Source organism: Fodinicola feengrottensis, assembly GCF_039530045.1.
GTDB lineage: Bacteria > Actinomycetota > Actinomycetes > Mycobacteriales > HKI-0501 > Fodinicola > Fodinicola feengrottensis.
This window is the reverse complement of sequence record NZ_BAAANY010000031.1, coordinates 197,136-210,334: the sequence shown is the minus strand read 5'-3', so window position 1 is coordinate 210,334 and position 13,199 is coordinate 197,136. Positions and strand designations below refer to the sequence as shown.

The window sequence follows — 13,199 nt, the reverse complement described above, 5'->3', positions numbered from 1 at the left end:
GGAATCCGTCCATGCCTGGAAAACTGTGGCGCCTGCTGTTGCCGGCGGTGCTGGTCGCGGCCCTGGTGGGCTTTGCCCCGGCCGCCGCGTCGGTGCGCGGGGCAACCGCGCCCGGCACGATCGTGAGCTCGAAATCAGTGACCATCAGCGCGGTCGGGTTACCGGTGCCGGTACGCGCGTGGCAGCTGCATTATGCGTCCACCGATGCCAAAGGACAGCCCCAAACCGGCGTGGCTACCGTCCTGGTGCCGCTGATTCCGTACGTACATGGGAAACGGCCGCTGCTGTCGTACCAGACGGCCGAGGACAGCCTCGCCACCGGTTGCGCGCCGTCGGCGACTTTGCCCGCTGGCACGGAGAAAGAGCTGGCACTGATCAGCCTGGGACTCGCCAAGGGCTGGGCGGTCGTGGTGTCCGACTACGAGGGCCCACAGTCCGAATACGGTGCGGGCTATCAGGCCGGCCATTTTGTCCTGGACGCCATCCGAGCGACCCTGCACTTCGCGCCGGCTGGCATCGCCGCCAGTGCGCCCATCGGGTTGTGGGGATATTCCGGCGGCGGCTTGGCCTCGGCATGGGCCGCCGAACTGCAGCCGACTTACGCGCCTGAGGTGAAGCTGGCCGGTGTCGCCGAGGGCGGCGTGCCACCGGACCTCGCCGCGGTGGCCAGGAACATCGACGGCGGCGCCTTCGCCGGCATCTATTTCGCCGTCGCGGTGGGCCTGAGTCGGGCCTATCCGGAAATGGACATCAACGCGATCCTGAACGACAAAGGCAAGCAGCTGGTCGCCAGCATTGGGACCAAATGCATCACCGACATCGCCGCTATCGGAGCATTTCATCGCATGGCGGAATACAGCACCGTGCCGGATCCGTTGGCGCTGCCGCGCATCCAGCAGGTCATCGCCGCGAACCACCTCGGCCAGCACCGGCCGGCTGGTCCGATCTTCGATTTCCACGCGATTTTCGACGAGCTGATCCCGATCGCCGGCGATGACGCACTGGCCGCCCAATACTGCGCCGAAGGCGTCACCGTACAGCATTATCGCGACCCGGCCAGCGAGCATGCTTCGCTCGCCGTCACTGGTGCGCCGCTCGCGGTGGCTTACCTGGCCGACCGGTTCGCCGCAAAGCCCGCTCCCAGCACGTGCGCGTCATGATTCGTACGATCGCGGCCGCGGTTCTGGCGCTGGCACTGATGGGTACGGCCGCGCAGCCGGCGAGTGCCGCGCTGGTTCCCTTGCCGGACAACGATCCCTTCTACAGCGTGCCGGCGGACATCGGTGGCGTGGCCAACGGCACCGTGCTGAAATCCCGCCAGGTCGCGGTGAACGCGTACAGCATCCCGCTGGCGGTGAAAGCGTGGCAGCTGCAGTACAAGTCGCTCGACAGCCACCAGCAGCCGACCGCCGATGTCACCACGATCATGGTGCCGTTGGCTCCCTGGCTGGGAAAAGGCCCGCGGCCGCTGCTGTCGTACCAGACCGCGGAAGACGGCGTCGGGCTCAAATGCACGCCTTCGTACTCGTTGCGGGCCGGTTTGGCGGCCGGAGTCACAAACTCCTCGTTGGAATCGGCTCTGATGGCCACCGCCCTTGGTCGCGGGTGGGCGGTGGTCGCGCCTGACTACGAGGGCCCGCAGTCCACTTTTCTGAGCGCGGGTCAGTCGGCGCACGGCGTTCTCGATGGCGTACGAGCCGTGCTGCGCTTTGGCCCGGCCGGATTCCCGGCGACCACAGCGATCGGCATGATCGGCTATTCCGGCGGCGCGTACGCGACAAGTGTCGCCGCCCAACTGCAGCCGTCGTACGCACCAGAGCTGAAGTTCGCCGGAATCGCGCTGGGCGGGGTCGTCGGTGACATCAGGTCCACTTTGGACGCCTTCAACGCCACCCCGTTGGCAGGCGCGGCAATCATTGGTGTGATCGGGCTGAACCGCGGCTATCCGGAGGCCAACCTGTCGTCCGTGCTTAATGCGGCGGGAAGACAGGCGATGGCCGTTAGTGCACAGGACTGCATCGCGGACGCGATCACCCGGCATCTGGGCAAGAAGATAACGGATTTCGAAGCAACTCCGAACGCCATCGACCTTCCCTGGGTGGAAAAACTCATGCGCGACAACAGTCCGCTCGGGGTCGTCGGCACGCCGTCCGCGCCGGTTTACGACTACCACGCGATCCCGGACGAGCTGGCGCCGATCGGTCCGGACCGCGAGCTGGTCGCGCGTTATTGTGCCGCTGGAGCGAAAGTCCAGCACGTCGAGGACCTGATCGCCGAACACATCAGCGAGACAGTGACCGGCGCGCCCGGCGCGATGCAGTATCTCGCCGACCGCTTCGCCGGCCGCCCAGCGCCGAACACCTGCGGATCCTGATGAGGCGTCAGGATCAGTCCAGCGTCCATCGACATATCGAGTCGTCGTCGGCGGTGATCCAGGTGCCGTCGCCCAACGCCCAGAGCCGTTCGGCAGCCGTACCTGGATATTTGACGGGTCCACGCAGGTCGACCGTCGCTTCGTCGGCGTCTGTTGCCGGCGACGGCAACAGCCAGTGCGTATGGATCTCCCAGTCGTCGTCGCGGCAGGACACGATTGCCGTTGTTTCGTCGACAAATCCTCCATACGTGGACCACCAGTGAGTGGGGTCGTCGCCGCTGAAACCGAGTTTTCGGGATATGTCACGGCTGTCGCACCAGCCGGCCACCGAGTTGCCGTCCGGCATGGTCCGCAGCCCGACGAACCAGCCCTGCTGGTTGATGGTCATCAGCCACCGCCCACTCGGATCGACATCGGCGAGGACCTCCTCGTCGGAGTAGACCTCTGTGAGCCGCAGCCCGTCTTGCCCGTACTCGCCCCAGAAGATCGCGCAACTGTCCTGTTCTATCAGCGTCACGCTGACCCGGCCGTCGATGCTCTGCTGCTGGGTGGAGTAGGCCCGCCAGGGCAGGCTGGCCCGGCCCACGAGTTTTCCGTCAGCGGCGTCGAGTACGACCCATTCCTGGCCGTCGCCCGCGGCAGGGACCACTGCCCACACGTGCTTTCCATCGGAAGGAACGAAAACCGAGCCGTTCTTGCTGCCGGCCACGGCCAACGGCCATTCCCAGGAGGACTCTCCGGTCGCGACGACCTTGTCGGCCGTACAGAACACCGCCGTGCGCAGATCTGGCGTGAACGCGTGATCGCCCACAGCGGTCGCCGGAATGCGAAAGTCCGCTGCCGGCCGCTGGTCACCGGACAGCAACGTGTCGAGGTCGAATACCTGAAACCGGTCGGACTCCGGCAGGCCGACCAAAATCCGGCTATTGGGCCGGATGACGCCATGCCGGTGGCTGATGATCCGGTACGCCTCGGGCCGCTCCACGCTGCTGACCAGCCGTGCTTCAAGCTTCATGACGACCACCCTGCCCGACCCGGGCGGTCCGGCCCCCGCGATGGTGCGAACCGAACAATCGGCGACCCGTTTGGGCAGCCCGTTGGCGACGCCAAAGGGCAAAACCGGGTCCCGTCGGCTGGAGAGTCCGGCGTTTCGAGCTGGACGCCGCGAACGCGAACTACGCTCCGGTCGAACGGATCCGCCGGTTCGCCATCCTGCCCAGGGATTTCACCATCGATTCCGGCGAGCTGACGGTGACGTTGAAACCGCGCAGAGCGGTGATCGCCGGCCTTTATGCGACAGTCCTGGACAATCTTTACGAAGACCTTTAACGGTGTGAGGAATGCGGCAGCGGCTTGGTGGTCGCGGCCGGCGACACGCCGTTGCCGGAGCTGACCGCCAGGGCGAAAGTGATGATGCCGACCAGCAGCACGATCATGCTGGACGAGATCAGCAGGGTGATCAGCAACGCGGGTCGGGGCGCCGGACGCCGATGCGGAACGGGCGGAAACGGGCTGCTCATCCGCACGTCTCCCTCGCTCGCCGTTGATCACCATTGATCGCCTTCGACGAGTCTGCGGCACCGCGCGGCCGGACGCGGCCGGGATTGGCTGGATATACCCGATCGGAGGCCAAGTTTCAGATGTTCGGGCAGAATTGCGCTGCCGTTCGGCGGCCAGGGGCGGACACGGATACTGGGACACCGTCCGGTTCGGGCAGGTATCCGTACCCGTTGGGCTATCCTGCTGGTCGCACCTGGTGAAGGGAACCGGAGAAATGGGCACTTCAGCTTCGTACAGCCGCCGTGACGTGTTGCGGGGGGCCGGCGCCGTCGCCCTGGCCGGTGCGCTCGCGGCCTGCGGCTCGAACAGTGGGCGGGCCGGCGCCGGCGGGATCAGCCAGTGGTATCACCAGTACGGCGAGAAGGGCACCCAGCAGGCCGCGGAGCGTTTCGCCAAGGCCTACACCAAGGCGAACGTCCAGATCCAGTGGACGCCCGGAGACTACTCGCAGAAGCTGGCCACCGGGTTGCTGTCCAGCAGCGGACCGGACGTTTTCGAGAACCAGCTCAACGTCGATCTCGTACGCGCCAAGCAGATCGTCCCGCTGGACGACATTTTCGCCGCCGCGAAGAGCGACTTCGTCGGACCCGCGGTGGACGCGAACACATATGACGGAAAGCTTTATGCGATTCCGATGATCGAGGACATGCAGCTGCTCTTCTACCGGAAGAGCCTGCTGGCCAAGGCCGGTGTGCAGCCACCCAAGAGCATTCCCGAGCTGATCGAGGCGGCCAAGAAGCTGACCAACAAGACCGTCAAGGGCTTGTTCGTCGGAAACTTCAGCCGTACGAACGGAAACTCGGTGCTGTCCGCCCTGTCGGTGTGGCCGTCCGGTGCGGATTTCCTGACCCCGGACCACAAAGTTGGCTTCCACCAGCCCGGAGTGGTGCAGACCCTGCAGCAGCTCCGCCAGCTTTTCAGCAGTGGCAGTCTGTTGCTGGGCGCACCCACCGACTGGTCGGACCCGTCCGCTTTCATTCAGGGTCTGACCGCGATGCAGTGGTCAGGCATCTGGGCGATCCCGCAGATCAAGGCGGCCTTTGGCGATGACTTCGGGGTGGCGCCATGGCCGGCGCTGACCGCGACCGGCAAACCGTCGGTGCCTATTGGCACTTGGGGTGCGATGGTCAGCGCGAAGAGCAAGAACGTCGACGCGGCCAAACAGTTCGTGAAATGGCTCTGGATCGACCAGACCGATGACCAGCTGGAATGGGCCACCAAATACGGTTTCCACATTCCGGTGCGGACCAGCCTGCTGGCCAAGGCCGCCGCGCTGAAGTCCGGCATCGGCGCCGACGTGGCGACTTTCAGCCAGCAGTACGCGAAAAACTCCACTCCGCCGGAGTGGACGCCGAAGATGCAGAGCGCGTACGGCGATGTGGTCACCCAGGTCGTGCAGAACGGCGGCGACGCCGAATCACAGCTCGCCAAGGCCGAAGGCCTGGTCAACGTCGAACTCAAACGCCTCTTCGGCTAATCGGAGGACGTACGCCTTGATCGTCATCGCGCACCTCAGTGACGTCCACATCGACGGTGACGCGCGTAGCGTCGAGCGCACCCGCGCGGTGATGACATATCTGGAAAATCTCGCGTACGACCTTGATGTCGTGCTCGTGACCGGCGACATCGCGGACCACGGCCTGCCGTCCGAGTACGAGCAGGCGCGGAAATTGTTGACGTCCAGGCATCCTGTCTTGATCTGCCCGGGAAACCACGACGAGCGGGCCGCATTCCGGGAGCATCTGCTGGGTCAGCCCGGGTCGGCGGAGCCGGTCAACCAGGTGTTTGAGGCGGCCGGATTCGCGGTCGTCCTGTGCGATTCCTCGGTGCCAGGCAAGGATGACGGATATCTGCAGGACGAGACGCTGGAATGGCTCGACGGTGTGCTGGCGGGGATCCCGGACGACCGGCCCGTACTGGTCGGGTTCCACCACCCGCCGGTGCCGTTGAACACGCCGTATGTGGACGGGATCCGGCAGTACGGAGAGCAGCGGCTGGCCGATCTTGCCAGTCGCCACCGCAATATCGTCGCATTCCTCTGCGGCCACGCGCACACGCCCGCCGTGACCACCTTCGCCAGCCGCCCGCTGCTGGTGGCACCCGGAGTGGTGTCGACCCTGAAGTTTCCCTGGGAGTCCCAGGAAGGACCGGACGACCACGTCGACCTGCGGCTGCCGCCATCACTGGCTTTCCATATTTTGGACGACGAAGGCCGGCTGACCACCCATTACCGGACGGTGCTGGCCTGAGCCGGCTGGTGGTGGTCGGCGCCGCGATCCTGGATGAGATCGGATTCGTCCTCGCGGGGCGCCGAAAAGAGCCGCGCTCGGCCGCTGGGCTGTGGGAGTTCCCGGGCGGGAAGGTCGAGCCGGGGGAGAGCGTCGAGGCGGCGCTGGTCCGCGAATGCGAGGAGGAGTTGGGCATTCTGGTCGAGGTGATCGACCGGGTCGCCGATGACGCCGCGCTGCCTGCTGGCGACGGCGTGCTTTCGGTGTGGCGGGCCAGGATCGTGGTCGGCACCCCGGTCGCTTCCGACCACAGTGAGCTGCGCTGGCTCGGCGCCGACGAACTGGACTCGGTCCGGTGGATGCCCGCCGACCTGCCGTTCGTCGAGGCGCTGCGGCCGTCCCTGCCGCGGCGTGCCCGATGAGGAAGGCGTCCTTGCACGGCGAACAGCGCTGAGGCCATGTCCGACCTGCGGTCGTGCTGGCAGGGTCGTGATCAAACCCAAGCGGGAGGTTCGATGCCTGTCCACGATCGCGACTCCGGACCGACCCGGCCGCCAGTCCACCGGACCCGCGCGACCGCTGAGAGCGGCGACGCCCGGCAGGTGGCCGCTTTGCTGGCCGGCCAGCGCGGGATGAGCCCACAGGCCGTCCAGCGGCTTCAGACGGCCGGCGGCAACGCCGCTGTCACCGCGGTGATCCAACGCGAGGCCACCAGTTCGCTCGAGGAGGCAAAAACCGCGCTGGCGGGCGGCGACCTTGCCGCCGTACGGGCGCTCAACCAGCGCTTGCGTACGCAGCTGGCGCAGAACCAGCTGACCCCGTCGGAGGACCTGCGCGCCGCGCTCGCCGAGATCCGGCACACCGTGATGGACCAGGTGTCCGCGCTTTACGTCCAGGGCCGGCCGGCCGCCGACGTGGCCGCCGACGGCGCCAACCACACCGCCGCGGTCGAGCAGACCGAAACCCAGCTGAACAGCCAGCTCACGGACCGGCTGGACGTGTTGATGGACGGTGATCCGCAGTTCCGGTATGAGCACTTCAACCAGACCGTGCAGCAGAACGTGTTCGCCGCCCTGCGGCTCCGGGCGTCCCGCCGCGCACTCGACCAGGTTGGCCATGGTGATACCGCGGAGCCGGAGGCGCGCCGGGTCGGGCGGCTGCCGGGGGACGCCTCCTGGTGCGGTGCTTTTGCCTTCACGCAACAGAACCTCGCGGCCGGCATGGACTCTCACTGGGTGCCGTTGATGCAGGGCGAAGGTGGCATCCGTGGCGCACTGGCGTACCAGGGCGCCACCTCGAACCCGTGGGTCTGGGCCTTCGACCACTGGGAGAAACTGTCGGAATACCACACCAACCATGGGTCGAGCCGGTGGTACGAGGCGATTGGCCAGGCGCCGCCGGCTCACGGCATCCAGCCCGGCGATCTGGTGTTGATCGACAACGCTTTCGGCACCGACCCCGACCACATCACCACCGCCATCTCGTTTGACGGGCGGTTTCTGAGCACCGTCGGCGGCAACCAGGGCAGCGGCCGCGGTGCTTCTTCGGTCGCCCACAACCATGCCGTGGATCTCACCCGAAACCCGCTCCCGACGGACGTACGCCTGGTGGAGGACGGAAAGCCGGTCAGGAAAAAAGACCCGACCAAAACGAAGGAGACCCGGGTGCACGGCGTCGGGCGGTGGTCGGTGGTCGACTACGAACAGCACATTTACCGTACGACCACCGAAAAGCCGACCGCGCCGCCGACGGCGAAAGAGCTCACGTCAGCCAGCTGAGAACGACTTCCAGTCGCCGCCCGAAAGAGGCATCAGACCCCACTATAGCCAAAGAAAAAGCCGGGGTACGCGACTGCGTACCCCGGCTTTCGAGTGCTGCTACGCGCCGGCGCGCTTGAAGATCTTGCTGCCGAGCCAGACGAGTGGGTCGTACTTGCGGTCGACGACACGTTCTTTCATCGGGATGATCGCGTTGTCGGTGATGTGAATGCCCTCGGGGCACACTTCGGTGCAGCACTTGGTGATGTTGCACATTCCGAGGCCCTGCGACTCCTGCGCGAATTCCTTACGGTTCTCCGCGGCGTCCAAGGGATGCATGTCCAGTTCGGCGGCCCGGATGAACATCCGCGGGCCGGAGAAAGCTGGCTTGTTCTCGTCGTGGTCACGGACGACGTGGCAGGTGTTCTGGCACAGGAAGCATTCGATGCATTTCCGGAATTCCTGCGACCGCTCGACGTCGACCTGCGCCATCCGGTATTCACCCGGCTTGAGCTCGGCCGGCGGCTGGAAGGCCGGCATTTCCAACGCCTTCTCGTAGTTGAAGGAAACGTCGGTGACCAGGTCCCGTACGACCGGGAAAGTCCGCAACGGGGTGACCGTGACGGTTTCCTGCTCGGTGAAGGTGTTCATCCGGGTCATGCACATCAGCCGCGGCCGGCCATTCACCTCGGCGCTGCAGGACCCGCATTTACCGGCCTTGCAGTTCCACCGGACGGCGAGGTCGGGCGCCTGGGTGGCCTGTAGTCGGTGGATCACATCCAGGACGACTTCGCCCTCATTCACCTCGACGGTGAAGTCCTTCAGCTCACCACCCTCGTCGTCGCCGCGCCAAACGCGCAGTTTCGCGTCGTACCCCATTAACGGCTCCCCTCGCTCGCGGCCGTGGTGTCGGACAGCGACCCACCGTCGCGGTGCCGGGTCAGTTCCTCATCGGTCATGTACTTGTGCAGCTCGTCGATCTCGAAGAGGTCGAGCAGCCGAGTCGGGATTTCCGGGATGTCCTGCTTGACCACCTGAACCCCGGACTCGTCCAGCTTGCAGATCAGGTTTACCTTGCGCCAGACCGGATCCATCTTCGGGAAGTCGTCGCGGGTGTGGCCGCCCCGGCTTTCCTGCCGCATCAGCGCCGCCTTCGCCGCGCATTCGCTCACCAACAGCATGTTGCGCAGGTCCAGGGCCAAATGCCAGCTCGGGTTGTACGCGCGACCGCCGGTGGCCGCCGCGTTGTGGACCCGCGCCGCCAGCTCCTGCAGCCGTTTGATGGCCTGCTCCAGCTCGTCCGCGGTACGGATGAGACCGACCAGGTCGTTCATGTTCTGCTGCAGTTCGGCCTGTAGGGCGAACGGGTTTTCGCCGCTGTCACGGGTAAACGGTGCGAGCGCCTCGGTGACCGCTTCGTCCACATCGGACTGTGCGACCTTCGGTCGTTCGCCGATCTTGGTCGCGTATTCGGCGGCGCCGACCCCCGCGCGCCGGCCGAAGACCAGCAGGTCCGACAGCGAGTTTCCGCCCAACCTGTTGGATCCATGCATTCCACCGGAGACCTCGCCGGCCGCGAACAAGCCCTCGATGCTGCCGCGGGCCGCCGCGGAGTCGGGGTCGACCTCGACCCCACCCATCACGTAGTGGCAGGTCGGCCCGATTTCCATCGGCTCGGCGGTGATGTCGACGTCGGCCAGTTCCTTGAACTGGTGATACATCGAGGGCAGCCGCTTGCGGATGTATTCGGGCGTACGCCGGGACGCGATGTCCAGGAAAATGCCGCCGTGTGGTGAACCACGACCGGCCTTGATCTCGGAGTTGATCGCGCGGGCCACCTCGTCACGGGGCAGCAGCTCCGGGGGACGCCGGTTGTTGTCCGGGTCCTCGTACCAGCGGTCGCCCTCTTCCTCGGTGGTCGCGTACTGCTTTTTGAAGACCTCCGGGACATAGTTGAACATGAAGCGCTTGCCTTCGGAGTTCTTCAGCACCCCACCGTCGCCGCGGACGGATTCGGTGACCAGGATTCCGCGTACCGAAGGCGGCCAGACCATGCCGGTCGGGTGGAACTGGATGCACTCCATGTTGATCAGGGTGGCACCGGCCAGCAGCGCCATCGCGTGCCCGTCACCGGTGTATTCCCACGAGTTGCTGGTGACCTTGAAGGACTTGCCGATGCCGCCGGCGGCCAGCACGACCGCGGGCGCGTCCAGGCAGAAGAACTCACCGGTCTTGCGCTGGTAACCGAAAACGCCGGCGATCTTGTTGCCGTCGGTCAGCAGCCGGGTGATGGTCGCCTCGGCGAAAACCCGGATATGCGACTCGTACGAACCGTGGTCGCGCTTGTCCTCCTGCTGCAGCGAGACGATTTTCTGCTGCATCGTACGGATAAGCTCCAGGCCGGTGCGGTCACCGACGTGTGCCAACCGCGGGTATTCGTGCCCGCCGAAGTTGCGCTGGCTGATTTTTCCTTCAGGCGTACGGTCGAAGAGCGCGCCGTACGTTTCCAGCTCCCAAATGCGGTCGGGAGCCTCTTTGGCGTGCACCTCGGCCATCCGCCAGTGGTTCAGGAACTTGCCACCGCGCATCGTGTCGCGAAAGTGCACTTCCCAGTTGTCGTTCGGGTTCACGTTGCCCATGGCCGCGGCGGCGCCGCCCTCGGCCATCACCGTGTGCGCCTTGCCGAACAGCGACTTGCACACGATCGCGACCCGCTTGCCGGCCTGCCGGGCGGCGATCGCCGCGCTCAGCCCGGCCCCGCCGGCGCCGACCACGACCACGTCGTACGACAGGCGCTCGATTTCCTCGCTCATCGTCCCAATCCCTAGTTGATAAAGCGCAGGTCGGTGAACACCCCGGCGGACACCAGTCCGATGTAGGCGTCGGTCAGCGCGAGCGTGCCCAGCGTCGTCCACGCCAGTGCCATATGCTTCTCGTTCAGTTTCGAGACCTGGCGCCACATCCAGTAGCGCACCGGGTGTTTCGAGAAGTGCTTCAACCGGCCGCCGACCAGGCTCCGGCAGGAGTGGCAGGACGCCGTGTACGCCCACAGCAGGACGACATTTGCCAGCAGGATCACATTGCCCAGGCCAAAACCGAAGCCGCCGGTCTTGCCGTGGAACGCCACGATCGAGTCGTACGTGTTCAGCAGCGCGATGATGCCCGCCGCGTAGAAGAAATAGCGGTGCACGTTCTGGAAAATCAGCGGGAACCGGGTCTCGCCGGAGTATTTCTTGTGCGGCTCGGACACCGCGCAGGCCGGCGGCGACAGCCAGAAGGAGCGGTAATACGCCTTCCGGTAGTAGTAGCAGGTGAGCCGGAATCCCAGCAGAAACGGCAAAGTGATGATCGCGAACGGCACCAGCGGCGGGAAGGCCGGCAGCCACTGACCGAGGTGGCTCGCCTCCGGAATGCAGGAGGCGCTGATGCACGGGGACGCAAACGGCGTCAGGTAGTGATACTGCGGGACCCAGTAGTACTTCTGCGTCGCCGTACGGATCACCGCGTAAAGCACCCAGGCGACCAGGCCGACCACGGTGATCAGCGGCTGCAGCCACCAACGGTCGGTGCGCAGCGTGCGACCAGCGATCGTCGCGCGTCGGCGGGCGATATCTCGAACTGCCGCGGGTGCGCTCACCGCATCCCCTCCAGAGGTGTGTGACAGAACATCAGCATGGGGAACTTAAACCCGGTTTGTCGGCGCCGCAGATCGGGGGCCCGACCGCGGGCGATAAGGTAAGCCTTACCTGTGTCGCCGAAAAAAGCGGCAACGAGCCAGCGGGGCGCAGAGTTCCCGTATCGACGGCATGTACCACAGGCGGTCACGCTACGCCTGCGATCCACGGTTTGAAAAAGCGATCGTTTCTCTCGTCTCGATAGCCGTTGGTTATCGTTGGACAGCATGCAGCTCCAATACCTCACGTATTTCGTCGCGGTGGCCCAAACGCGGCATTTCACCAGGGCCGCCGAGCGGGTAAACGTGTCCCAGCCGGCGCTGTCCAAGCAGATCGCCACCCTTGAGCGCGAGCTCGGGGCCACGTTGTTCAGTCGGGCTAGGGGAAATATCACCCTCACCGCGGCCGGCGAGGCGCTGCTTCCGCTCGCCCAGCGGATCCTGGCCGACGTCGACACAGCCACCCGTGAGGTGCAGGAGTTGGCGCAGCTGCGGCGTGGACGGGTGCGGCTGGGGGCCACTCCGAGTGTTTGTACGGGCCTGCTGCCGACTGTGCTGCGCGACTTTCACCGCGAGTATCCAGGCATCCAGCTGGTCGTCCAGGAAACCGGATCCGGCGACCTGGTCCGCGAGCTGTCCGCCGGCGCGCTGGACCTCGCACTGGTCATCCCGGCCCAGGGCGGCCCAGCCGAGGAGGGCGCGCTGGTGATCACCCCGGTGCTCGTCGAGGAGCTGATCGTCGCCTCCTCGCCGGCCGCAGCGGCACCAGAACCACGCAGCCCATCGGGCGGCCTGCGGCTGTCGGACCTCGCCGGACTGCCGCTGGTGATGTTCCGGCACGGCTACGACCTGCGTACGTTCACCATGACCGCCTGCCAGCGGGCCGGCTTCGATCCGACCATCGCCATCGAAGGTGGCGAAATGGACGCTGTCCTGGGTTTCGTCGCGGTCGGCCTCGGTGTCGCCGTCGTACCGGCCACCGTGGTCGCCAACCGCACCGATCTGCGCGTCACGCCCTTCGCCCAGCCCAGCCCGTCCCGGGTCGTCGCACTCGCCCACCGCCGGGACGTACGCCTCCCGCGCGCCGCCGCCGAACTCCGCGCCACTCTGCTGTCCTACCTGGACACCGAAGCAGCCGCCGGCACCCTCCCACCCCGCACCCGCCGCTACACCGCCGTCCCCGCCTAGCCCGCCTCCCGCCCCGTGCGGGACGGTTACCTTCACCGCCGAGTCGGTAACTTTGACGGGACCAGCCCCGCCCTCCCAACCCCGTGCGGGACCGTCATCTTCACCGCCAAGTTGGTCAACTTTGACGGGACCAGCCCCGCCCTCCTAACCCCGTGCGGGACCGTCCCTTTCGCCATCAGGTTAGCCAACTTGGACGGGACCCAGCCCGGTCTTCCCAACCCCCGTGCGGGACCGTCGCCTTAACCATCAAGTTGGCCTACTTGACGGGACCAGCCCGGTCTTCCTAACCCCGTGCGGGACCGTCATCTTCACCATCAGGTTGGCTAACTTTGACGGGAACCAGCCCGTCCGGCGCCATCGGCCGCCAGGCCGATTGTCGCCCCTCCGGCAGGAGCGTCCGCCTTTGAGGCCCCGCGGTC

At 66.0% G+C, this 13,199-nt stretch carries 12 protein-coding genes; 7 read left to right on the top strand and 5 right to left on the bottom strand.

All coding sequences use genetic code 11. From position 1 onward, the window contains the following. The first annotated feature begins 11 nt into the window (after positions 1–11). Positions 12–1,160: a lipase family protein gene (locus ABD301_RS32685; protein ID WP_344314101.1), complete on the top strand. Its 1,149-nt coding sequence runs from the start codon at positions 12–14 to the stop codon at positions 1,158–1,160. After that, on the top strand, positions 1,157–2,374 hold the full coding sequence (locus ABD301_RS32680) for a lipase family protein (RefSeq protein WP_279581708.1): 1,218 nt from the start codon (positions 1,157–1,159) through the stop codon (positions 2,372–2,374). Before ABD301_RS32685 ends, ABD301_RS32680 begins: the two co-directional genes overlap by 4 nt. Before the next feature lie 13 nt (positions 2,375–2,387). Here ABD301_RS32680 and ABD301_RS32675 read toward each other — a convergent pair whose 3' ends face one another. Together ABD301_RS32675 and ABD301_RS32670 are read right to left on the bottom strand one after the other, a co-directional pair. Then, complete coding sequence (locus tag ABD301_RS32675; protein ID WP_344314100.1) at positions 2,388–3,389, bottom strand: hypothetical protein; 1,002 nt, start codon at positions 3,387–3,389, stop codon at positions 2,388–2,390. Positions 3,390–3,699: 310 nt separating this feature from the next. Then, the gene (locus ABD301_RS32670) at positions 3,700–3,894 is read right to left on the bottom strand and encodes a hypothetical protein (RefSeq protein WP_163570880.1); all 195 of its coding nucleotides are present in this window, start codon (positions 3,892–3,894) and stop codon (positions 3,700–3,702) included. Between the two features lie 254 nt (positions 3,895–4,148). Here ABD301_RS32670 and ABD301_RS32665 point away from each other — a divergent pair, with 254 nt between their 5' ends. The 4 genes from ABD301_RS32665 (at position 4,149) to ABD301_RS32650 (ending at position 7,940) form a co-directional block, all read left to right on the top strand. Then, positions 4,149–5,411, top strand: coding sequence for an ABC transporter substrate-binding protein (locus ABD301_RS32665; protein ID WP_344314099.1), 1,263 nt, complete (start codon positions 4,149–4,151; stop codon positions 5,409–5,411). 16 nt (positions 5,412–5,427) lie between these two features. Further along, positions 5,428–6,183, top strand: coding sequence for a metallophosphoesterase (locus ABD301_RS32660; RefSeq protein WP_344314098.1), 756 nt, complete (start codon positions 5,428–5,430; stop codon positions 6,181–6,183). An 8-nt stretch (positions 6,184–6,191) separates the two neighbouring features. Continuing rightward, the gene (locus ABD301_RS32655) at positions 6,192–6,584 is read left to right on the top strand and encodes a (deoxy)nucleoside triphosphate pyrophosphohydrolase (protein ID WP_344314097.1); all 393 of its coding nucleotides are present in this window, start codon (positions 6,192–6,194) and stop codon (positions 6,582–6,584) included. A 93-nt stretch (positions 6,585–6,677) separates the two neighbouring features. Beyond that, positions 6,678–7,940, top strand: coding sequence for a DNA polymerase III subunit delta (locus tag ABD301_RS32650; protein WP_344314096.1), 1,263 nt, complete (start codon positions 6,678–6,680; stop codon positions 7,938–7,940). 99 nt (positions 7,941–8,039) lie between these two features. Here the strand turns inward: ABD301_RS32650 and ABD301_RS32645 are convergent, their stop codons facing one another. The 3 genes from ABD301_RS32645 to ABD301_RS32635 are packed head-to-tail and all read right to left on the bottom strand — an operon-like array spanning position 8,040 to position 11,556. Further along, a complete protein-coding gene (locus ABD301_RS32645; RefSeq protein WP_163570874.1) occupies positions 8,040–8,798 on the bottom strand; it encodes a succinate dehydrogenase/fumarate reductase iron-sulfur subunit in 759 nt (252 codons plus the stop codon). Then, entirely contained in the window at positions 8,798–10,732 is a 1,935-nt protein-coding gene (locus ABD301_RS32640; RefSeq protein ID WP_344314095.1) for a fumarate reductase/succinate dehydrogenase flavoprotein subunit, read from the bottom strand. Before ABD301_RS32640 ends, ABD301_RS32645 begins: the two co-directional genes overlap by 1 nt. 11 nt (positions 10,733–10,743) lie before the next feature. Continuing rightward, complete coding sequence (locus ABD301_RS32635) at positions 10,744–11,556, bottom strand: hypothetical protein (RefSeq protein ID WP_344314094.1); 813 nt, start codon at positions 11,554–11,556, stop codon at positions 10,744–10,746. 264 nt (positions 11,557–11,820) lie between these two features. On the opposite strand from ABD301_RS32635, the gene ABD301_RS32630 reads away from it, so the two are divergent. Next, entirely contained in the window at positions 11,821–12,780 is a 960-nt protein-coding gene (locus ABD301_RS32630; protein ID WP_344314093.1) for a LysR family transcriptional regulator, read from the top strand. Positions 12,781–13,199: the final 419 nt, after the last annotated feature.